16 protein-coding genes and 3 pseudogenes are annotated in these 21,241 nt (G+C 61.6%); 14 read left to right on the forward strand and 5 right to left on the reverse strand.

The window, feature by feature from the left end; translation table 11 throughout:
• Positions 1–10 precede the first annotated feature (10 nt).
• Positions 11–727 (forward strand): glutathione S-transferase C-terminal domain-containing protein, encoded by a 717-nt coding sequence (locus AC1DN0_RS18050; RefSeq protein ID WP_441629643.1) that lies wholly within the window; start codon positions 11–13, stop codon positions 725–727.
• A gap of 10 nt (positions 728–737) precedes the next feature.
• Here the strand turns inward: AC1DN0_RS18050 and AC1DN0_RS18055 are convergent, their stop codons facing one another.
• The gene (locus tag AC1DN0_RS18055; RefSeq protein ID WP_477103849.1) at positions 738–1,817 is read right to left on the reverse strand and encodes an HAD family hydrolase; all 1,080 of its coding nucleotides are present in this window, start codon (positions 1,815–1,817) and stop codon (positions 738–740) included.
• 383 nt (positions 1,818–2,200) lie between these two features.
• Here AC1DN0_RS18055 and AC1DN0_RS18060 point away from each other — a divergent pair, with 383 nt between their 5' ends.
• A complete protein-coding gene (locus AC1DN0_RS18060) occupies positions 2,201–3,136 on the forward strand; it encodes an NAD(P)H-dependent flavin oxidoreductase (protein WP_441629680.1) in 936 nt (311 codons plus the stop codon).
• A 15-nt stretch (positions 3,137–3,151) separates the two neighbouring features.
• Here the strand turns inward: AC1DN0_RS18060 and AC1DN0_RS18065 are convergent, their stop codons facing one another.
• Positions 3,152–4,045 (reverse strand): DMT family transporter, encoded by an 894-nt coding sequence (locus tag AC1DN0_RS18065; RefSeq protein ID WP_477145884.1) that lies wholly within the window; start codon positions 4,043–4,045, stop codon positions 3,152–3,154.
• A 129-nt stretch (positions 4,046–4,174) separates the two neighbouring features.
• Here AC1DN0_RS18065 and AC1DN0_RS18070 point away from each other — a divergent pair, with 129 nt between their 5' ends.
• The 4 genes and pseudogenes from AC1DN0_RS18070 to AC1DN0_RS18085 form a co-directional block, all read left to right on the forward strand.
• Positions 4,175–4,969, forward strand: a complete 795-nt coding sequence (locus tag AC1DN0_RS18070) for an AraC family transcriptional regulator (protein WP_441629646.1) — start codon at positions 4,175–4,177, stop codon at positions 4,967–4,969.
• Positions 4,970–5,157: 188 nt separating this feature from the next.
• Positions 5,158–6,261 carry a porin gene (locus tag AC1DN0_RS18075; RefSeq protein WP_441629647.1) on the forward strand — a complete coding sequence of 368 codons (1,104 nt, stop codon included), beginning with the start codon at positions 5,158–5,160 and terminating at the stop codon, positions 6,259–6,261.
• 1,224 nt (positions 6,262–7,485) lie between these two features.
• Complete coding sequence (locus AC1DN0_RS18080) at positions 7,486–8,529, forward strand: rod shape-determining protein (RefSeq protein WP_441629648.1); 1,044 nt, start codon at positions 7,486–7,488, stop codon at positions 8,527–8,529.
• A 925-nt stretch (positions 8,530–9,454) separates the two neighbouring features.
• Positions 9,455–9,947 (forward strand): annotated as a pseudogene (locus AC1DN0_RS18085) (IS6 family transposase); the annotation flags it as partial.
• Between the two features lie 66 nt (positions 9,948–10,013).
• On the opposite strand, the gene AC1DN0_RS18090 reads toward AC1DN0_RS18085, so the two are convergent.
• Positions 10,014–13,427, reverse strand: coding sequence for an adenylate/guanylate cyclase domain-containing protein (locus tag AC1DN0_RS18090; RefSeq protein WP_441629649.1), 3,414 nt, complete (start codon positions 13,425–13,427; stop codon positions 10,014–10,016).
• Positions 13,428–14,069: 642 nt separating this feature from the next.
• Positions 14,070–15,023 (reverse strand): LysR family transcriptional regulator, encoded by a 954-nt coding sequence (locus AC1DN0_RS18095; protein WP_441629650.1) that lies wholly within the window; start codon positions 15,021–15,023, stop codon positions 14,070–14,072.
• A gap of 174 nt (positions 15,024–15,197) precedes the next feature.
• Between AC1DN0_RS18095 and AC1DN0_RS18100 the strand changes: the two genes are divergently transcribed.
• The 5 genes from AC1DN0_RS18100 to AC1DN0_RS18120 all read left to right on the forward strand — a co-directional run bounded on the left by AC1DN0_RS18100 (position 15,198) and on the right by AC1DN0_RS18120 (position 19,588).
• On the forward strand, positions 15,198–16,016 hold the full coding sequence (locus AC1DN0_RS18100) for an enoyl-CoA hydratase/isomerase family protein (RefSeq protein WP_441629651.1): 819 nt from the start codon (positions 15,198–15,200) through the stop codon (positions 16,014–16,016).
• Between the two features lie 17 nt (positions 16,017–16,033).
• Positions 16,034–16,927: an alpha/beta hydrolase gene (locus tag AC1DN0_RS18105; protein ID WP_441629652.1), complete on the forward strand. Its 894-nt coding sequence runs from the start codon at positions 16,034–16,036 to the stop codon at positions 16,925–16,927.
• A gap of 153 nt (positions 16,928–17,080) precedes the next feature.
• Complete coding sequence (locus tag AC1DN0_RS18110) at positions 17,081–17,482, forward strand: tautomerase family protein (protein ID WP_441629653.1); 402 nt, start codon at positions 17,081–17,083, stop codon at positions 17,480–17,482.
• 218 nt (positions 17,483–17,700) lie between these two features.
• On the forward strand, positions 17,701–19,047 hold the full coding sequence (locus AC1DN0_RS18115) for an epoxide hydrolase family protein (protein WP_441629654.1): 1,347 nt from the start codon (positions 17,701–17,703) through the stop codon (positions 19,045–19,047).
• 64 nt (positions 19,048–19,111) lie between these two features.
• Positions 19,112–19,588, forward strand: coding sequence for a hypothetical protein (locus tag AC1DN0_RS18120; protein WP_441629655.1), 477 nt, complete (start codon positions 19,112–19,114; stop codon positions 19,586–19,588).
• Positions 19,589–19,666: 78 nt separating this feature from the next.
• Here the strand turns inward: AC1DN0_RS18120 and AC1DN0_RS18125 are convergent, their stop codons facing one another.
• Positions 19,667–19,834, reverse strand: a complete 168-nt coding sequence (locus AC1DN0_RS18125) for a hypothetical protein (protein WP_477145885.1) — start codon at positions 19,832–19,834, stop codon at positions 19,667–19,669.
• Positions 19,835–20,128: 294 nt separating this feature from the next.
• On the opposite strand from AC1DN0_RS18125, the pseudogene AC1DN0_RS18130 reads away from it, so the two are divergent.
• From AC1DN0_RS18130 to AC1DN0_RS18140, 3 genes and pseudogenes are all read left to right on the forward strand, one after another.
• Positions 20,129–20,310 (forward strand): annotated as a pseudogene (locus tag AC1DN0_RS18130) (thiolase family protein); the annotation flags it as partial.
• Positions 20,311–20,491: 181 nt separating this feature from the next.
• Positions 20,492–20,950, forward strand: a complete 459-nt coding sequence (locus AC1DN0_RS18135) for a MaoC family dehydratase (RefSeq protein WP_441629657.1) — start codon at positions 20,492–20,494, stop codon at positions 20,948–20,950.
• Positions 20,951–20,961: 11 nt separating this feature from the next.
• Positions 20,962–21,063 (forward strand): annotated as a pseudogene (locus tag AC1DN0_RS18140) (2-dehydropantoate 2-reductase N-terminal domain-containing protein); the annotation flags it as partial.
• Positions 21,064–21,241: the final 178 nt, after the last annotated feature.

Below are 21,241 nucleotides of genomic sequence, written 5' to 3' on the forward strand. Positions count from 1 at the left end.
GGAGGCCGGCATGATCACACTTTTTTCCTATCCGGATCTGTTTGGCCTTGAAGACAACAATCCATACGGCCTGAAGGTATTCGCATTCCTGAAACTGTGCGGCCTGCCTTTYGAGCATCGCCACACCCTGGATGCGAAAGCGGCGCCGCGCGGCCAGCTCCCGTATGTCGACGATGGCGGGCAGTCGATAGGCGACAGCGATGCCATCGTGTCCCATTTAAAGCGCAAGTATCGCTTGCCCATCGACGATGCGCTGACCCCCTTTCAGCGCGACCTGGATCTTCTTGTCCGGCGCGCGCTGGATGATCTCTACTGGGTCATGTCTTACTCGCGGTGGCGCGATCCGCGCTTCTGGACAGCCTTTCGGGACGCGCTCCTCAGGACGCATCCGGAGATCGCGGCGGACGACCTCGAGGCCGCAAGGAAATACAACTTCGATCGATACCACTATCAGGGAATCGGCCGCTTCTCCCCCAAGGAGGTCTACGCCCGTGGCATCGCCGACCTGCAGGTGGTGGCCAACATGACCGGTGATCGGGGTTTTCTTTTCGGTCCTGATCCGAACAGTATCGACGCTGGCGTCTACGGCTTTGTGGCGAACATCGTCTTCTATGACATAGATACGCCTCTCAAGCTATTTGTCTTATCGCAACCGAATCTCGTGCGCCATTGCCATGCTGTACGGGCGGCCATGGACAACCGCGCCGTTTCACGCCAGCCGTTGTAGTTGGGAGAGCCTATCGCGGCGCCGCCGGATACACCTGCTTCCAGTCCCGCTTCATGCTCACGACCGTCCAGCCCTTGGCGACGGCCTCGTCCCAGGCCTTGTCCAGCTTGCCGACCTTCGACTGGCGGTCGTAGGCGAACTCCCGCTCGGCATCGTCGTGATGCACGAGCAACGCCAGGCGGGCGCCGCTGCCGGCCACCACGTACTGCAGCATCTGCAGGTCGCCGTCGGAGTTGCCGAATGCCAGGATCGGCCGGCGGCCGATCCCCCGGTAGATGCCCACCGGCTTGCCGGGGCCGTCGTCGATGAAATCGAGCTTTGGCTGGCGCACCAGGGCAGGTTTGCCATTTTGCAGCTGATACGTCACGACCTGGCTGGAACCGATCACTTGCTCGGGCGGGATTCCATACACCTTCTCGGACCAGGGGCGCATGAACTCGATCGTGCCGCCGGAGACGATGAATGTCTTGAAGCCATTGGCGCGCAGGTAGGCCAATAACTCAAGCTGCGGCTGATAGACAAGATCGGTGAAGAGACGCTGGAACCTGGGATGCTTTGCCGTGACCAGCCAGGCGCGGATGGTCTCGTCGTAGGCCTCCACGGTCATGCCGCTATTTGCGACCGCGATCAGCGCCAGCAGTTCTTTCTGGTGCTTGGCCAGCGCTGCCTGGTCGTTCGCCACCAGCGCCTTGAAGGCCGGGTTGTTCTTCCACTCAGGATGCTTCGGTGCCGCCAACTTGACTTGTTCGATCAGGAACAGGAACTGGAAATACAGCGGCTGCTCGCTCCATAGCGTGCCGTCGTTGTCAAACGTGGCGATCCGTTCGGCCGGCGGCACATAAGTGGGCGAGCCTTCGCGGGTGACGCTGGCCACGAACTTAAGGATGGTCTGCCTGGCCGCGCCGTCCTGCCAGGAGGGCAGCGGGTCCGCGGCGCTTGTCGCGCTTGCTGTGCCGGCCGGCGCAGGGCTTGCCGATCCGGCGGCGGGCGTTCCGGGGCCGGCACATGCGGCAACGGCCAGCACGACCAATACCGCGCCGAGACGGGTCAGGAAGCGTTGCGACGAAGACTGGCGGTCGATAGATTCCATTCAGGGCTCCTCAAGCCTGGGCAGGTGGCAACAGTGTGGTCTGCCCAGCTTGCCACGGAACACTGGCCGCTGATGTGAACATTTTCGGTGCATGATCTGAATGATCTTGCGGCTGGTCAACGGCTCGGGGCATTGCCGGCGCTGGCCGCAGGCGGAGAATTATGGAGACACCATGTCCGGAGTGCATGAATACCTATTCAAAACAATCATTGGACGGTGTATCGGCGTGCCCCTAATCTCTACGGCCAGGTTTCATTCCCGAATGCGGAACGCGCTATCGCGCCACAAGTTTTTCCGGCGTGAAGAGGGCGCAGCGCGTCCGTGCAGTATTACCAGAGTAGAGCGGAGACAAAGCCATGACGATAACGAATCGCGTGACCGAGATGCTGGGCGTCCAGCATCCGATAATCCAGGCCCCAATGGGGTGGATCGCCAGGGCGCAACTGGCGGCGGCGGTCTCCAACGCGGGTGGGATGGGAATCATCGAGACATCATCCGGAGAACTGGATACGATTCGCGGCGAGATTCGCAAGATGCGAGAACTGACCGACAAGCCATTCGGGGTCAACATCGCGCTGACTTATGTGCGAGATCCCGATATCGTACGTTTCGTCGTCGACCAGGGGATCCGGTTCGTGACAACATCGGCTGGCGACCCGACACGCTATTGCGCGGAGCTGAAGGAAGCCGGCCTCACGGTTTTTCATGTGGTGCCAACCCTGGCCGGCGCCCTCAAGGCGGTGGCGGCCGGCGTGGACGGCCTGATTGTGGAGGGCAGCGAGGGCGGTGGGTTCAAGAACCAGCGCGACGTGACCTCCATGGTGTTGCTGCCGCTTGTCTGCTCGAAGGTCGATGTCCCGGTGGTAGCCGCGGGTGGCTTCTGCGACGGCGCCACGATGGCGGCGGCATTCGCGATGGGCGCGGAAGGCATACAGATGGGCACGCGCATGCTGACATCGGCCGAGTCGCCCGTTCATGACAACTGGAAGAATGCCATCGTCGGCGCGCAGGAGACAGATACCGTCTTTCTCAATCGCGGCGGCAAGGGCCCGGCGCTCCGGGCGCTGCGCACGGCGCGCACCTCCCGGATCGAGCTGGAATTGCCGGAGAACATCAAGAGTGAATTCGCCGGCGTTCAGCAGCTCTACTTTGGCGGCGACATGGAGGCGGCAGTGCCGCTGACGGGGCAAGTATGCGGACGAATCGATTCGGTCGTGCCGGTTCAGCAGATCATTGACGAAACGATCCGCGATTTCCGTCACTCCGTAGACCGGCTGACCGCGCGCTACGGCTCGGTGCGGGCAGCAGGGCGCGCCTGAGGGTGCGGCGGTCTCTCACGGCGCCGCAGCTTCCAGCCGCGGCGGCGCCTTCCACAACTCGGCCAGCAGCACGCCCGCAACCGTCAGCGCCCCGCCGAGCGCGTGATACGCCGCCAGCGACTCCCCGATCACCACCGCCGCGATCAGCGCGGTGAGCAAGGGGATCAGGTTGAAGAACATGCTCGCGCGGCTTGGGCCAATGCTGGCGACCGTGTGCATCCACACCAGCGGTGCGACCATCGACGCCATCAATCCGGCGAATCCAACCAGCGGGAGGTTGGCCGCCGAGAGGCCCATCCTGGGCGTGAGCAGGTAGAGCGGCAATAGGGCGACAACGGCTACGACGATTTGCAGGTAGAGCAGTTGCAACGCTGGCACGTCCTTCATATTCCAGCGCTTAAGCAGGATGACGTAGACCGCGTAGGCCAGCATCGCCAGCAGCATCAGTCCGTCCCCCAGGTTGGCGCCGCTGGCCATCAGGCCGCGGAGGTCGCCGGATGAAACCACCACCAGCACGCCGGCGATCGACAGCAGGGATCCCGCCACGGCACCGGCCGTCAGGCGCTGTCCCAGCAGCAGGATCGACAACGCCAGCACCATCATCGGCGTGAGCGAGCCGATGATGCCCATGTGCGTGGCCGTGGTCATGTAGGCCGCGTAATAAGCCAGGCACTGATAGGCCACCATGCCGAGCAGGCCCAGTACCGCGATCCGCCCGCATCGCGGCCGGATCGCCGGCCAGTTGCGCAGCACCGGGCGCAACGCCAGCGGCGTGAAAAGCAGGGCGGCCAGCAGCCAGCGGTAGAAACTGATTTCGGCCGGTGCGATGGCGCCGGCCGCCATCTTGCTGACGACGGTATTACCGGACCAGATCACGACGGCCAGTAGCGGAAACGCGTATTGCCACATGAAGGTTTTCCTTAGTACGAGTGCAGGGCTATCATGCATGCGTCCGCGTTAAGGCATATAGCTGAATTATGACATCCAATCCGGGTTTCCGGACTCTTCTCGCCACAAACCACACGAACCCGACGAACCATGCCCGACAAACGGCGCTACTTGCCAATCCAGGACGTCGAAGGGATGGACGGTCCTTTCTATTTCCGCTACGACGAATTCGGAGCTGACACGCAGGCCGCGGCGCATAGCCATAGCTGGGGCCACCTGAACTACGCGGCGCACGGCACGATGCAGATGGAAACCGACGGGCTGCGGCTGCTTTCGCCGCCGCAGTATGCGGTGTGGATCCCGCCGGCGGTGGTGCATAGCTGCACCTTGCGGCACGCGATCGTCTACCGCTCGATCTACATAGAACCAGGCTTGTGCGCGCAACTGCCGGCCGAAGCCTGCACCGTGCGCATCAGCCCAATCATCAGGAGCGTACTGGCTGACTTCGCCGCGCGCGACATGCATGTACCGCGCACGCCGGCCGACCTGCGGCTCGCGCACGTGGTGGTCGATCAGCTCGCGCAGGCATCGGTGCAGCGTTGCTATCTGCCGGCGGCAGCCACGCCTGCCTTGATTGCCGTGCTTGAAGCGTTGCAGGCGGATCCCGGCGACCACCGCACGCTGGCCGACTGGGCCGCCAGCGTGCACATGACCGAACGGACGCTAGCCCGCCGGTGCCAGCACGAACTCGGCATGTCGTTCGGCGACTGGCGTCAGCGCCTGCGCTTTCTGCGCGCCATCGATGCCTTGGAAACGGGCCGCGGCGTGCAGGAAATCGCCTTCGATCTCGGCTACAGCACCGCCTCGGCCTTTATCGCGATGTTCCAGCGAGAGGCGGGCACCACGCCAGAACAGTACCGACGCGAGTTCTGTGGCATTGCGTGATGCGGGAGGGACTTTGGCATGCGTACCGGCCCGTTCCAAAGAACTGTTCGAAGGTTCGTTAAGCCACCGTTCGCAAGTTTCGTTAGCCGAACGCTGGTACATAATACAAAATCGACGTGAACGGATTGCGTTGGCCTGCAGTCGGGGTAGCCCAAAGTTTCCAATCATCAGCTAACAAGGAAAGAGTTATGAAGATGAAATGGATTGCCACCGTCGCTGCATTGGCCGCTGGTGGTGCGTATGCACAGTCGAGTGTGACGCTGTACGGGATCCTTGACATTGGTCTCGAATATCAAAATAACCAACCCGGGGGCGGCAGCAGCGTGACCCGCCTGACCTCGGGCAACCTGTCGGGCAGCCGTTGGGGCCTGCGTGGTGTGGAGGATCTCGGCGGTGGCCTGAAGGGCATCTTCGTACTGGAAAGCGGCTTTAACCTCGATACAGGCACCTCGGCCCAAAGCGGCCGCCTGTTCGGTCGTAACGCTTACGTCGGCCTGCAAAGCCAGTGGGGCACCCTGACCCTGGGCCGTCAACAGACCCCGCTCTATGACTTCGGCCTGCAATTCGACCCAATGGGGATCTCCACGAACTACTCGATCATCGGCCAGGACGCAGGGTTCACCAGCCGCGCTGACAACTCCGTCAAGTACGCCGGCACCTTCGGTGGCCTGACCGCCAGAGCCCTGTATAGCTTTGGCTCGAACACCGGTGGCGGCTCTTTTGGTGAAGTGCCGGGCAGCCCCAAGATTGGCCAGGAGTACAGCGCTGGCCTGACCTACGCTGTCGGTCCGTTCGCCGTCGGGGGTATATACGACGAAACCAACCTCGGCCTGGCCGCGACTGGTGCCCTGACGGGCGCCAAGATCCGCCGCGCCAGCGTGGCTGGATCGTATGCCTTCGGCCCGGCCAAAATGTACGCTGGTTATCGTTGGGCCATGGCGCTCGACGGTGCCACGCTGCCGGGCAACCTCGGCGCTAACAATGTCTCGAACCTGTACTGGCTGGGCGTGGGCTATCAGTTACTACCTGCACTATCGCTGACCGGCGCAGCCTACTACCAGGACTTCCGCGGCACCAAGGCCGATCCGTGGAGCTTCGTGGCATCGGTTGACTACAACCTGTCCAAGCGCACCGATGCCTACCTGAACCTTGGTTACACCAAGAACAAGGATGGTTCGAACCTGGGCCTGACCGCAGGCGGTTCCGGCGCGATCCAAGGCACCGGCTTCGGCACGGTAAGTGGCTCGGACAATCAGTTTGGCGCGGTCGTCGGTATTCGTCACAAATTCTAATGCGGCATCGGTCGGGGACGTGGCTGCGGATGAGGAGTGGGGATAGCGCCGGGGACCTGGATATACGGGGCAATAATGTACGGGTATGGCGTCGATCCATTGGGAGGCAGTTCCTGGGGTGTCGCAATCGGCTGCGCCCCGACAATGGGCTGATGCAAAAGCGGCCCGGTTTGCAACTCGGTGCCACCGCTCTGTCCGTCGCTGATGCCGCGTTGGGTACTAAGACTCTGCGACCGACTGCTCGTCTGCGGTGCTGCAACTGCCGCGGCCGATACCACCGCCAGTAACACGACGGTCGCCTTGGATCTCGGCAAGTGCATCAGAAGATCTGAAAGCATGAGCGCTCCTGCGGATTGTAGGAATACTGGTACCGGGCCGCGTTGGGGCCTGCGCGCCTGGTGCCCTTCATATAGTTGAAAAAGCGCGAGTACTACCAGGGCGCCTCCAATGCCGCCAACCCCATACGAAATCATCTTAAGTCCGGCAGACACCACACGGCAAGGAGCAGCCATACGGTGCCAACACCTGCACGGGCGGCACGGCGCTGCAACAGGGACGGCTGAATCTCGGTCACAACCAGACGCTGGATACCGGTTCGCTGGCAATGGACGACAACACCACCCTTGGCTTCAGCACTGACAGCCGGACCCGCCGGGTCGCCAGCACTGGCGCGCTGCAGCGCCTGGGTTTGGGGAGCGCCAGATCCGGCCGCTCTGCGTTCGGGCAAGCCAGGAAAATGCGGCCTGAATGGCTGTTGCTCGATCACGTCGCCTCTGGCAAGGATTGCCGTTCCCGAAGTCCGCGCGGTTTGACGCGGGAATCGGAGAGAGTCATACGGTATCATTCGCTTCCGCTGATATTCCTGCCTGCCGCTCAAGCGCGACGCGAGTGGTTCACGTCACTCGCAGGTATCGGGCCACAGTATCTCCGATCAGACTTCGTGAGGCTTTTGTGATTCCGATGCTGCTTTTGCGCAGTTCAATAAGTGGTCTACTCGACGACTCGTGTGATGGCCGATTCCGCCAGCAAGCCAGACACCCCTTGGCGGGCCACCTGAGTTCGATCGCTCTTATCGACTGACAGCGCGCTGGCAATGACACCGAAGCCAGCACCACGTGACGCGTGAAGCCTCCATACCATGCGTCGCTATGAAAATCATGGTTGGCGCCACTTCTTGCGCCCGCCGTTTCGCGTACTTGCGAACTACCAGAAGAAAGATTCCTGATGTTTGGATTTCTCCGCAGCTACTTCTCCAACGATCTCGCGATCGACCTCGGCACGGCCAACACCCTGATCTACATGCGCGACAGGGGCATCGTCCTTGATGAACCCTCCGTAGTCGCAATTCGCCAGCAGGGGGGTATCAATCCCAAGAAAACCATCCAGGCTGTCGGCAAGGATGCCAAGCAGATGCTGGGCAAGGTGCCGGGTAACATCGAGGCCATCCGCCCGATGAAAGACGGCGTGATCGCCGACTTCACCGTCACCGAGCAGATGCTCAAGCAGTTCATCAAGACGGTGCACGACACCAAACTGCTTCGGCCGTCGCCGCGTATCATCATCTCCGTGCCGTGCGGCTCGACCCAGGTCGAGCGGCGCGCAATTCAAGAATCCGCGCAGGCCGCTGGCGCCAGCCAGGTCTACCTGATTGAAGAGCCGATGGCCGCCGCACTCGGCGCCGGCCTTCCAGTGTCGGAGCCGTCCGGCTCGATGGTAGTGGATGTCGGTGGCGGTACGACCGAGGTGGGCGTCGTCTCGCTGGGCGGCATGGTCTACAAGGGCTCGATACGCGTGGGCGGCGACAGATTTGACGAAGCCATCGTCAACTACATCCGCCGCAACTACGGCATGCTGATCGGCGAGCAGACCGCCGAGGCCATCAAGAAGGAAATCGGCTCGGCCTTCCCAGACTCCGAGATCCGCGAGATGGAAGTCAAAGGCCGCAACCTGTCCGAAGGTATCCCGCGTCCATTCACGATATCGTCCAATGAAATCCTGGAAGCGCTAACTGATCCGCTGAATCAGATCGTGTCGGCAGTCAAGATCGCGCTCGAACAGACCCCACCGGAACTCGGCGCCGACATCGCCGAGCGCGGCATGATGCTGACCGGCGGCGGCGCGCTGTTGCGCAACCTCGATCGCCTGCTGGCCGAGGAAACGGGCCTGCCCGTGGTGGTGGCTGAAGACCCGCTGACCTGCGTGGCGCGGGGTGCCGGCCTGGCGCTCGAACGCATGGGCAAGCTGGGCAGCTTCTTCTCTTACGAGTAACGACTAAGCAACGAGGGGCTTGTGGCATTTCCAACCCCGCCCACCCTTGGTACTGTGCGCGGTTTGATGCCGCCCCGGCTCTGAGGGTGTTCTTGGGTTGATCCGGCGTGCGACAAGCCTTTGCCTTTAGGCCGGTGAAGGATGGGCGCGGGCGGCGTAGCCTCCCTTTGGCCGGTTAGTGCGGCATCTGTTGCTGTTCGACGTACAGGCGAATGATTTCGATGAGTACCCCCCGCAGTTCCCGGCGAAGTAGGACGGCGGCCACCGAGCGCGTCCCCCACAAACTCTCGCGGAGGCTGGGGTATTCCTTCGTTCGCAGCAGACAGCCGGAGACGTCTGTAGCGGATGGCCCGTGTGCAAGTAGGTAATCGTCAGGCTCTCCCTTGAAACCCCACTTACGAAAGTACTGGGGGTTTGCCGTTACAGCGGCGATTGCCTTGAAAGTGGTTCATAAATCACTAAAAAACACGCGGGCGAAAAAAACCCGCCAAAGGAGGCGGGTTGAATCCATGTCGAGGAGACAAGGAGGAGACGAGGGTGAGTATAAACCCTAGGTTTCCTGATGGCAATGGCACATCATTACAATTTCCGCAATGCAACATTGTCTTGAGTGCGCTGTGACGACGTTGTCACACTGCTGTGGTCGTCGCGTAGGATCGCGATGAGGCCCCGTCGCCGGTTTCCGGCAGGGATCATTGGTCAGGCAGCGCGCCAAGCGCCGGATCGCAACCATATTGGCCTTTTCGATAACATATAGACCCGCATTTCACCGGGTTGGGCGGGGCCATGGTGGACCATGGTCGGGATATCATCCGCGAATGTCTGTTCTATGCTGCGAGGCCGAACTTCGAATGTCTCCTAAATGCGGCTCCGGTGCAAATCGGAGGGGCCGGTGGGTTACGCTCGGGTTTTTGACCTGCGTTAGAAGCTCAGCCTTCGAGACCTCGTTGGAATAATGACCGAGCGCGGCCTGTCGCTTTCGCACACGACGATCACGCGCTGGGTCAAACGCTTCACGCCGGAGTTCGTGAAGCGCTGGGATCGGTTTGGGAGATCCGCGGGTCGTTCATGGCGAGTCGACGAGACGTATGTGAAAAGCCGTGGCAAATGGGCTTACTTGGGCCAGCCCTTCCATAGTATCTATCTTTACCGTGCAGTTGATCGAGCGGGAAAGACGGTCGACTTCCGGCTCAGCGCCAAGCGCGATGTCGCTGCAGCCAAGGCCTTCTTCGCGAAGGCGATCAAGAGTCAAGGGCTCGCTCCGAAGACAATCACGCTGGACGGCTACGCGGCATCTCACCGCGCGGTGCGCGAAATGAAGACGGACGAGTTGCTGCCCCGGGCACGCGATGTTGCGATCGTCGAAGTACTTGAACAACTTGATCGAGCAGGATCACCGCAACATCAAGTCCAGGATCGCTGGKAGCACTTTCAGCACGAAGCAGATATTTGTGTGCGCGACATGGAGGGCGGGGGTCTTCGAATCAACCGCTGAACAGGGCATTCAGCAGGTCGTTGACCTGCGGCCAATCATCAGTGTCGAATCCTTCGGTGAAGGACTCATGCAGCCCGGCCAGTGTCTGTCGTGCAAGTTCCATCTTCCCCTCGCGTTGCCATAGCCGCGCGAGGCTTAGCGCGGCACGTAGTTCAAGCGATTTCGCATTTTGCTGGCGAGCGATATCGATCGCGTGATGAAAACATGCCTCCGCTGCCTCACGATCCGTTAACACGTGGGGCTGCGCGTTCGAGCGTTGGAGAAGCAGTTCGCCCTTGAGCCGATGCAACTCCGATTCATAATAGCGCTCCCCAGTGTTGCTCGTCATGGCCAGCGCGGCGGCCAACGCGTCCAACCCCGTCTGGAATTTCCCCGCCTTCCCATAGGTTTGAGCCAACAAGGCAAGGATATAAGGCAGGCCGAACTCGGCACCCGTCGTTTGGTAATCGGCCAGCCCTTGGCGCATCTGAGCGATGCCCTCGTCACTGTTTCCTTGCTCGGCTAGCGCCCATCCCCGCAGGACTGCTCCCCATGCGAGCCAGAACGGAAAGCCCTGTTCGGCCGAAAGGGCGATAGCGGCTTCAGCACACTCTCGCGTCAGTTGCACCTCATGCCGGTACTGATGCAGCTCGGCTGCATAGACGAGGCCGAGCGCCAGGCTAAAAGGATGACAAAGCTTCCGGGCCAGCGCCAGCGCCTCCTGACTTCGTTCGCTGGCCTGAACTGGAAAGCCCAGATACCAAAGGGTCCATGCCAAAAAGCTCAGTCCACGAACGCCGGGATCCTGTCCATAAAGTCCGGCGTGGGTGGGATGCTGTTCAGTCTTATAGTGCGCCAGCCCCTGCTCCAAGTGAGCTCGGGCCATGGGAAACTTGCCAAGAAAGAGTGAGGCTCCTCCCAGTGCGATATGCGCTTGTCCGAGTAACACCGGCTCTTGCGTGTTCTCAGCCAGGCTGAGTAGTCCCTCACCCAGTTCATACGCCGTCTGATGCTGTGCGCGAAGCAAGAAGAACATGCGCAATCCCAACTTCACCTGAAAGAGCTGCGGGGCTTCTCCGCATTTTTCACACAAAGCTAGCGCCCGAGTATAGTTTGTCTCCACCTCAGCTGCTGCATAACCTCTGGCAGCAATCAAGGCTTGGCCAAAGGTGACGCGCAATGTCAGTTCCTGGCGCGCGCGTTCTGGGGTGTCGGGCAGGTTATGGAGCAGATCCAAAGCCGCACCAATGTGACGGATGGCATCTAGATTAGCGGAACGCTCGACAGCCTGTTGCCCGGCGCAGTGCAAGTACTCCACCGCCTTGGGAGCATTGCCGCCCAAGCTGTAATGGTGTGCCAGCTCGCTGAAATGGTCTTTCAATTGCTGATGGAAAAGGGCCTCGATGGCTCTACCTGTGCGTTCATGTAGCGCACTGCGCTCTTCGGAAAGCAGGGAGTTGCTTGCGACTTCCTGGGTGAGGGCGTGTTTGAACGCATACCCCACCTCTGGAAAGGCTGGGCGCCCGTAGATGAACTCTCCCGCTTGCAAGCTGGCCAGCAAAGGATACAGGCGCTCTTCCCTTTGTCCCGAAACTTGCCGGACCAGGCTCAAAGGAAACTCCTTGCCGAGGATTGCCAGCGTTTGCAGCAGTTCCTTTTCTGCGATCGGCAGCCGATCCATGCGCGCCGCGAGCACGCCTTGTACCGTGGTCGGAATATGCAGCGTGGCGGGTGTCTTTTCGATGCTGTAATGGCCGCGTTCGCCGAGCAGCGCTTTTTCCTCGGCCAGCGTCTGGACGACCTCCTCTATGAAGAAGGGATTGCCCTCGGTCTTTTCCAGAATTAGCTGTTTGAGTGACCCGAGTACGGGGTCATCGCCCAACAGGACGCTGAGCAAGCCTTGCGCGTCGGACAGGCCCAAGGGGGCGAGCCGCACCTCAGTGCAATTGTCCTTGTGCCCCCAAGCGAACCGATACTCGGGCCGGTAGTTCAAGAGAACGAGGATCCGGACGTCCGCCGTCCGTTCGATGAGGTAGGCGAGAAACGCTTCAGTCTCGCTATCCAGCCATTGTAAATCTTCGAACAGGACGTCGACCGGTTGATTGCGGCTTTCGTGCACCAACAAACGTGAAATTGCCTCGAATGTGCGCTCACGCCTTAGGCTAGGGCCCATGTCAGCCAGCACCGAGCCGGGTTCGCTGATACCAAGCAAGTGAAGCAGATAGGGCAGGAGTTCTTCCAGGCTGCGCTCCAGCGTGAGCACCTTGCCCGTTACCTTTTCGCGGCACCGCCGCTCGTCGGCTTGGTCGATGATCTGAAAATAGTTCCTCAAGAGTTCGATGAGCGGCAAATAGGCAAAGGCTTTGCCGTGCGATACCGAGAAAGTCTCCAGCACCAGGCGGCCATGCTGGGACCGTGCCTTGAACTCGTGGAAGAGCCGCGACTTGCCGATCCCTGCCTCACCCGCCACGGCGACGATCTGCCCATATCCAGCCGTGGACTGCTCCAGCGCCCGGCGTAGCGTCTCCAGTTCGGTCTCTCGGCCCACGAAGCGTGCCAATCCGCGGTGCGCCGCTACTTGCAAGCGCGTGCGTAGCGCACCGAGAGCCAGCACCTCGTAGACTTGCAGCGGCTCGGGGATGCCCTTGACCTGGGTGGCGCCGAGCGCCTTGAACTCGAAGTATCCCTCCGCGAGCTTGTAGGTAGATTCGCTGACGAAAATAGATGAGGGCGCGGCCATCGTCTCCATCCGGGAGGCGATGTGGATCGTGTGCCCCACCGGGTCATAGTCGGCGTGCAGGTCGTCCTTGCGAATCGAACGCACGACCACTTCGCCCGTGTGTATGCCTACGCGGATCTGCAGCGAGAGGCCTTGTTCCAGCCGAAGCCGGTCGCTGTGCTTCCTCATCGTGTCCTGCATGCGCAGCGCCGCGTACAACGCCCGCTGGGGATGGTCCTCATGGGCAATAGGCGCGCCGAATAGTGCCAGGATCCCATCGCCCAGCGACTTGGCCACATAGCCCTCGTAATAATGCACGGCCTCCATCATCATCTCGATGACGGGGGTGATAAGGAGGTGGGCCTCCTCCGGGTCACGGTCGTGGATCAAAGCGGTCGAGCCGGCCATATCGGCAAACAGAACGGTGATAGTCTTGCGCTCACCGGCAGTCGCTCCGCGCGCTTCCAGAGCGGCTTGTTCGGCTCGGATGCGCTCGGCCAGGTGGAGCGGTGTGTAATGAACGGGGGCGGAAGACGATGCTTGTGTTGCGTCGCTGACGGGCATTCCGCATGCGGTGCAGAAGCGTGCCGTCGGACTTAGTGTGTGCCCACAGTGCCGGCAGACGCTTGTCAGCCGGGCGCCGCACTGCTCGCAAAAATTGGCTCCAACGGCATTCTCGAACCCGCAAATTGTGCAGCGCGCCATGGGGCCTCCCAGACTTCCTTCGGGCATTAGACGCCCCATTGCCTTTCGTCGCAAGATTGGCAAAGCGGAGCGGCATCGAATTCGTCAATGTCGTGCGTCACCAAGATACGAGGTACATAAGCACGGCTCAGTTCGGCGAGCGCTCGCACATAGTCGGTTGTTGCGATGACAGCACCGAAGCCGCTAGGTAGGACGCGGCAGCGACGGACGAGTCAGGTTTCGGGCGCAGTACGCACCGCCAATCAGTGTGCCGTTGGCTTCACCACAATGGGCTGTATCCACGACGTGCTAAGCGTGTGGGGGCGGCGCATGAAATGATTCTTCGCTACTGAACTGCGCAACTGGGTAGGCAAGGAGATCGGCTCCATCGCCGAGTTCAGGGACATCCGTTTGGCGACAACCCGCTCAAGAAGCGCTCTGGCAAGCGCTTGCGCTGCCAGCAATGTTGGTGCGCGTGCATCGGCTTGAGGGGCTTTGTCACGTTGAGGGGAAGAGATGCAATGGGCGCACGGTCACCCGTTCGCTCAGAAAACGCCAGACGGATTTTGGAGAACGCCGGCGATGAGACGCCCGATACCGTTCCCGTGTCATGGTCCTCACGTCTTCGAACGTCACAGTGACCGGGCGGAGGTGTGATGGTCTTCACGGCGTCGACGCACGCCTGCGGCGCGGCTGTGGCGTCCGTGGACCCGCAGCCCGCGCCAGGCCAAGCCGTTCCTTCAATCTCGGCACCGCAAAATCGATGAATGCCCGAAGCTTGAGCGGTATCTGGCCCTGGCCCGCGTATATCAGATTGACCGGCGCCGGTAACGGCTCGAAGGCTTCCAGCAGCATCTCGAGGCTGCCGGATTTCACCAGTTCTTCAATCTGGTACGACGCTACCCGTGCAATGCCGGCGGCCTCCACCGCGGCAACGACGGCAGCCTCCACCGAGTTCACCACAAGCCGGGACGGCACCTCGATCTTCAGTGGCCGGCCTTTCGAGAGAAATTCCCAGTTGCTGCCAACCGCATACCCTTCGTATGTCACGCAGTCGTGAGACAGAAGATCTTCAGGCCTTCCGGGTGCCCCACGCTGCTTCAGGTAGGCGGGGCTAGCGCATACCACTTCCCGAAGCAGGCCGATACGCGTGCCGATCAAGCTGCTGCTCGGTTGCTCTCCAATTCGCAGCACCAGATCCACCCGCTCGTCCAGCAGATTGACGATCCGGTCCGTCAATTGCACCCGCATGCGGACTTGCGGAAACGCACGCAGAAAGTCAACGATTATCGGCATGACGTGAATGCGGCCCATCACCGGAGGCACGCTGATCACGAGTTCGCCCTGCGGCGCATGATATTCGCCCGACGCCGTACGTTCGATTTCCGCGATCTCCTCCAGAACGCGCCGGCATGACGTCACATAGGCGCGCCCGGCTTCCGTCGGTGTCAGCTTGCGGGTACCGCGCACGAGTAACCGCACATTCAGGTGTGCCTCCAACTCCGACACGCGTCGGCTCACGGTCGCCAAAGGAATGCGAAGTTTTCGACTTGCGGCGGAAAGGCTTCCGGTGTCTATCGCCGCCAACAAAATGACCATCGCCTCGAGTCGATCCATGGCCTTCCACCGATGAAAGGGTAATTCCCAATTCTACCGGCTACTCAATGGACCCGGAGAGGCCTAGATTCTCTGTCTATCCGGCCGCGCCTTTGCATCCTTTGCGTCAACGTATCGGGCGCGCGACCACATGTTCCATGGACTGTTACCGGTCTTGCCCATCAGGAGCCAACCATGACGTTCGATACGCTGAAGGTGAACCGCGACGGAGCGGTTCTGTTCGTGGAAATATCCGCGCCGCCCATGAATCTGCTCGGACCCGGGCTCGTACGCGACCTGGTCACCCTGATCCGGGACGCCGAAGCCGATGACGGCACCAAGGTGCTCGTATTCAGCAGTGCCGACCCCGGCTATTTCATCTCCCACGTCGATGTGACGAAGGTTAAGGAGTATCGCGAGGAAGCCGCAAAGCTGACCGGTGAGCCATCGATCGCGTTGCTGTTCCGCCACCTCAGCTCCAGTCGGCTTGTCTCCATCGCACAGATCGAAGGGCGTGTGCGCGGCGCGGGCAGCGAATTCGTGCTGGCGTGCGACATGCGCTTTGCTGCGCGGGAAACCGCGGTGTTCAGCCAGATGGAAGCCGCGTTCGGATTGATTCCTGGCGGCGGTGCGGCCCAATCCCTCACCCGCCTGATGGGCCGCGGCCGGGCGCTCGAAGTGATGCTGAGCGCGTTGGACTACGATGCGGACACTGCGGAACGGTATGGATGGATCAACCGGGCGCTGCCCGCCGAGTCGCTCGGCGACTTCGTCGCATCGCTGGCGCGGCGCATTGCACGTTTTCCGGCGGCCGGGCACGTGATGGTCAAGGAGCGCGTCAATGCCATCGCGCTGGCTTCCGTCGAAGATTTTCGCCGCGATTCTGATCTCTTCGGGGAGAACGTGCGGTCCCTGCCAGCGCAACGCCGAATGGAAGCCGCCATGGCGCGCGGCTTCCAGACCCGCGAGGCGGAACTGGACCTCGCCCGGATGCTGGGCGAACTTGGCGAATGACAAGCAGGAGCGCATTGATGTTTCAGAAGCAAGACGTACGTTTCCCCGTCGAGGGTGGTATCGACCTGTCGGCATGGCTGTTTGTGCCGGAGCACCACACCGCGCCGCTGCCGGCCATCACCATGGCGCACGGCTTCGCGGGTACGAAATACCATGGCATCGAGTCGTTTGCCGAGGCCTTCGCAAAGGCCGGCTTTGTCGTACTGCTACACGATCACCGCAACTTTGGAGACAGTGGCGGCGCGCCAAGGCAAGACATCAATCCCTGGCAACAGATCGCTGATTGGCGCCGCGCAATCTCCTATCTGCAAGCGCGGCCGGAAGTCGACGAGAACCGCATCGGCATCTGGGGCACGAGCTTTGCCGGCGGGCATGCCATCGTGCTGGGCGCGACGGACCGGCGTCTGAAGGTGGTGGTGGCGCAAGCGCCCACCATCGACGGCCATGCCGCGGGTCTGCGGCGGATTCCGCCGGAGGCCGTCGCCGATCTCGAGGCCAGGTTCGCGGCCGACGAGCGGGCACAACTCAATGGCGAACCGCCGGCGATGCAGCAGATCGTCAGCAACGATTCCACCAGGCCGGCCGCCTACAGGGCAGCGGATGCCGTGAGCTTCTACCTTCGCCCGGTGCCGGACGGTGTCTGGGAAAACAGGATCACGCTGCGCTCAACGTGCTGGGCACGCATGTATTCGCCAGGAGACTTCATCGATCGCGTATCCCCGACCCCGCTGCTGATGCTGGTCGCCGAACGCGACCACATCGCCGTCACCGACCTGGCGCTCAAGGCGTACGAACTGGCACCGGAACCGAAGCGGATGGTCATGCTCAAGGGCGGCCACTTCGATCCCTACCTTGCGGAGCTTCCGAGCGCCTCGCGCGAGGCCGTCAACTGGTTCAGGATGAACCTCTGACGGCACGCACAGTTCGGTCGACGACCAGCCCCGCCTGGCGTCGCCCAGGCGAATCGCGCACGCCCATCGCGCACGTGCGTGATTCGCCTCGGGGCTGCCGGCCGAACGATGGCGCAATACATCGATCATCCCCTTGAGCACTGGAGATATCCCATGCCTGTATTTCACGCACACATCCCGAAAGGCCGGTTTTCACGCGAGCAGAAGATCGCAATTGGCAATGCACTGAATCGYTCGCTGGTCGTCGCGCTGGGCATTCCCGCTGGAGATCGGTTCATTGTGGTCAGCGAGCACGGCGACGACGAATTGTTCATCGATCCAACCTTTATGGAGATGGAGCGCTCGGCCGACGCGATGATCATCGAGGTCCAACTCGGCGCGCACCGGCCGGCTAGCGACAAGGCTGCACTGATGGCGGAAATCTGCCGCCAACTCGGTGACGCCGCGGAGATCTCTCCGGACGACATCTTCATTGCACTGATTCCGGTGCCGAATGAAAACTTCTCCTTTGGCCGAGGGGTCGCCCAGTTGGCAGGCATCGCGCCGCGGTGGTGAAGCCAACGCAAACACAGGAGTGTTGGCTGCCCGTCCAGGACATGCTCTGCGCATTCCACGTCATGGCATGAATTACGACCATATACGTCATGTACGACATGGCAAGCGCGAGGCCAGAAGGGGTCAACGGCGCAATCAGTCCCTAGCTGAAAACCCGGCTCTGCCGCATAGGGGCGCCCGGGAGCGACGGAAATTTGACACGAGATGATGGATTCTGAATGAAAACGTTTGATAACCCCGTCCCGGAAGCGAAACGGCTGACCCGTCGCGATTTTCTTGGCGTCTCCGCCGCGGCAGCAGGCTATGGCATCGGCCTGGCCGTGCTTGCCAGCGAGGCATCGGCCGCACAGGCGTCCGCTGGGACGGTCGGTGCCACAGATGCCATCCGCCCATACCGCGTATCCGTTCCGCAAGAGGCGCTGGTGGGTCTGCGCCGACGAATCGCCGCAACACGCTGGCCCACGCGCGAAACCGTCACGGATGAATCGCAGGGCGTTAGATTGGCGACCATGCAGCAACTCGCCCGCTACTGGGCGACCCAGCACGACTGGCGCAAAGTTGAAGCCCGGCTGAATGCCTTGCCGCAATTCATGACCACCATCGATGGCGTAGACATCCACTTCATCCACGTACGGTCGAAACACGCCAACGCGCTGCCCGTCATCATCACCCACGGTTGGCCCGGATCGGTGATCGAGCAGTTGAAGGTAATCGGCCCGCTTACGGATCCGACCGCCCATGGCGGCCAGGCAGCCGATGCGTTCGACGTCGTGATTCCGTCGATCCCCGGCTACGGGTTCTCCGGAAAGCCGACGACGACCGGCTGGGACCCGGTGCGCATCGCACACGCATGGACAGTGCTGATGCGCCGCCTCGGCTACAAGGAATTCGTGGCGCAGGGCGGCGACTGGGGCGACGCCGTGTCGGAGCAGTTGGCGCTGATCGCCCCGCCGGAGCTGCTCGGCATTCACGTCAATATGCCCGCGACCGTGCCCCCCGATGTATCAAGGGCGCTCAAGTATGGTGAGCCCGCGCCCACCGGCCTGTCCGCGGACGAGCAGCATGCATACGGGCAGTTGGACACCTTCTTCAAGCATGGCCTCGGGTACGCGATCGAGATGGCGAACCGCCCGCAAACGCTCTATGGCATCGAAGACTCTCCAATCGGCCTGGCTGGCTGGATCCTTGACCACGATGCTGCCAGTCTGTCGCTCATTGCACGGGTGTTCGATGGTCAAGCTGAGGGTCTCACGCGTGACGACATCCTCGACAACATTACGCTGTACTGGCTGACGAAAACCGCCATCTCTTCAGCGCGACTCTATTGGGAAAACAAGCTGGCGTTCTTCGATGTCAAGCACGTCACCATCCCGGTCGCCGTAAGCGTCTTCCCAGACGAAATCTATGCGGCGCCACGAAGCTGGGCCGAGCGAGCCTATTCAAAGCTCATTCACTACAACCGCCTCGAAAAGGGCGGTCATTTCGCGGCATGGGAACAGCCAAAGGCTTTCTCCGAGGAGTTGCGCGCGGGTTTCCGGCCCTTGCGTGCGGGAATCTCGGTGTAAAGCGGCCGTTTTCACGCCAAGTATTCCTTTGGACGACCAGCACTAGCCAACAAAGAAACTTTCCATGCCGACGATTCACTTGCACTACAAGACCACTTCGACGCCCGAGCGGTTCGTCGCCGGGCTTACGGACTTCGGGCCTGGTCGCTCGAGGCTCTTTGGCAACAGCACCGACGAATACCTGAAGGTGCATCACCGAGGCCCCTCTGAGGCAGACGTCACGGAGGGCTCGGGCGGCATCTGGGAACGCCTGCATTACAACTGGTCCAATCCCGATCGCGTCGTCATGACGACAATCGACTCCAACGTATGGGGAGGCCGGTCAGGCCATACCTATACGTTCACGCGTCTGCCTGACGGGACGACCGCGCTGGACGCAGTCGTGGTGCGGGAAGGCAAGAACATCAAAGGACGGGTGCTGGGGCTCGTGCTCGGAAGCATCGGCAGACATGTTTTGGGAAAAGCCTTTGCAAACAGCATCAGAGCCATTGAAGCCCGGAACGGCGTGGCAAGAGAGGAAAGCGCGTCGTGTGCCAGCTAGTCCTCAAGCGCGGGCGGCGATCCAGAGCAACGCGGAACTCCTGCGCGAGCTCGGCCATCGTCAGCGACTGGGGGCCGGTCAATTCGTAGATCTTGCCGATATGCGGCTCTGGGTTGGCCAGCACAGCAGCGGCGGCAGCCCCCACGTCGGCGGCGGCGATCGGAGAGTCTTGCCGTCGGCGAACGGCAGGCGGATGCCCTTGGCCGCCTGCAGCAGGAACATGCCGTCGAAGCAGGCACGTTGCATGGCAGGTTGCGGGCCTTGCCCGCCAGAGGAACACGAAAGAACAGAAGGGAAAATTGCAACTTGCAAGTGCGTCTGGGCGGTATATACTTTCATGTTGAAAGTAACTTGACGGCGTCCGCAAGAACGAGTCGCGCGGGCGGCGAAAGTGACCAAACTCGGCCTGGCCGCCAGCGTTGGCCGCGCGAGAGGGACCCGCAGGATGCTAAGTTTTTGCCAGGGAGAATGCGATGAATGCAAGAGATGTCGTGCTGTGCCAGCCCGTGCGGATCGCTGTTGGCGCCTACAACGGCTCCCATGGGCGATTCAGTGCTGCATGACAGCATGCTGTACGACGGACTGCACGACGCATTCTCCGGCGATTACTCGGGCTGGCATACCGAGGATCTTGCCGCTCGCTATGCGCTCAGCCGCGAGGCGCAGGATCGCTGGGCCGAACGTTGCAGCGGAATCTCGCGCTGGCACAGGCCAAGGGACGACGCGCCTGCTGCATGCCATGCGCGCGGATGACATCCGGCGCGGCATCGTCACGCTGTGCATCGGCGGCGGACAAGGGATTGCGCTGGGGCTCGAGGCGCTGGCCCGATCCGCCTTTGGGCGCCTCGCAACGGGTGCGCGCTGGTCCGTGAAAGCAGAGTAAAGAAATCTGGAGGAGCAAATATGAACATCCAATACATCGAGGATCTGGCGCCGGGCCAGAAATACGGTTCAGGGCGGCTGCCCGTCGAGCTGGACAGGATCAAATCCTTCGCTGCCGAGTTCGACCCGCAGCCTTTCCATCTTGACGAAGCGGCCGCCCGCGACACGCTGTTCCGCGGCTTGGCCGCGAGTGGCTGGCACACGGCGGCGCTGACCATGCGGTTGCTGGTCGACGGCGAGCTCCGGCCCGCGGGCGGCATCATCGGGGCGGGCTTCGAGGAGCTGCGTTGGCCCAAACCGGTGCGGCCTGGAGATGCGTTGCATGTCGAGAGCGAGATCCTGGAGGTGCGGACGTCCAAGTCGCGTGCCGATCAAGGCATCGTGAAGGTGCGCATCACAACCTTCAACCAGCATGACGAACCAGTGCAGGCCGGCGTCGTCAATCTGGTCGTGCAGTGCCGTCCCGCCGGTAACGCGTAGACGGGGGCGCCATGAAGATATTGGTACTCGGTGCCGGCGCCATGGGAGGCTACTACGGCGCGCGACTGATCGAGGCGGGCGCGGACGTCACCATTCTGGTACGACCCGCCCGCTGGACAGTTCATCGACCTGGGAGGCCTCGATGATGCGGGATATTGCCCAGGGCGCCGCACGCATCAAAGCCGAGGCCATCGTCGGCGATCTGATCGCTCGTGCAGCCGATCGCGGGCGCGAACTCCCGTTGAGCCGCACGCCTATTGCCACCTGCAGGTCTATGAGAGTCAGTGCGCT

Source organism: Cupriavidus sp. 05N39, assembly GCF_056397325.1.

Excerpts from the sequence above, each read along its gene's own strand:
- AC1DN0_RS18075 (WP_441629647.1), top strand. The coding sequence starts at position 5,158 with ATGAAGATGAAATGGATTGCCACCGTCGCTGCATTGGCCGCTGGTGGT.
- AC1DN0_RS18125 (WP_477145885.1), bottom strand. The coding sequence starts at position 19,834 with ATGCAACGTGCCTGCTTCGACGGCATGTTCCTGCTGCAGGCGGCCAAG.
- AC1DN0_RS18120 (WP_441629655.1), top strand. The coding sequence starts at position 19,112 with ATGCCGACGATTCACTTGCACTACAAGACCACTTCGACGCCCGAGCGG.
- AC1DN0_RS18065 (WP_477145884.1), bottom strand. The coding sequence starts at position 4,045 with ATGTGGCAATACGCGTTTCCGCTACTGGCCGTCGTGATCTGGTCCGGT.
- AC1DN0_RS18070 (WP_441629646.1), top strand. The coding sequence starts at position 4,175 with ATGCCCGACAAACGGCGCTACTTGCCAATCCAGGACGTCGAAGGGATG.
- AC1DN0_RS18080 (WP_441629648.1), top strand. The coding sequence starts at position 7,486 with ATGTTTGGATTTCTCCGCAGCTACTTCTCCAACGATCTCGCGATCGAC.
- AC1DN0_RS18115 (WP_441629654.1), top strand. The coding sequence starts at position 17,701 with ATGAAAACGTTTGATAACCCCGTCCCGGAAGCGAAACGGCTGACCCGT.
- AC1DN0_RS18090 (WP_441629649.1), bottom strand. The coding sequence starts at position 13,427 with ATGGCGCGCTGCACAATTTGCGGGTTCGAGAATGCCGTTGGAGCCAAT.
- AC1DN0_RS18100 (WP_441629651.1), top strand. The coding sequence starts at position 15,198 with ATGACGTTCGATACGCTGAAGGTGAACCGCGACGGAGCGGTTCTGTTC.
- AC1DN0_RS18055 (WP_477103849.1), bottom strand. The coding sequence starts at position 1,817 with ATGGAATCTATCGACCGCCAGTCTTCGTCGCAACGCTTCCTGACCCGT.
- AC1DN0_RS18135 (WP_441629657.1), top strand. The coding sequence starts at position 20,492 with ATGAACATCCAATACATCGAGGATCTGGCGCCGGGCCAGAAATACGGT.
- AC1DN0_RS18060 (WP_441629680.1), top strand. The coding sequence starts at position 2,201 with ATGCTGGGCGTCCAGCATCCGATAATCCAGGCCCCAATGGGGTGGATC.
- AC1DN0_RS18105 (WP_441629652.1), top strand. The coding sequence starts at position 16,034 with ATGTTTCAGAAGCAAGACGTACGTTTCCCCGTCGAGGGTGGTATCGAC.
- AC1DN0_RS18095 (WP_441629650.1), bottom strand. The coding sequence starts at position 15,023 with ATGGATCGACTCGAGGCGATGGTCATTTTGTTGGCGGCGATAGACACC.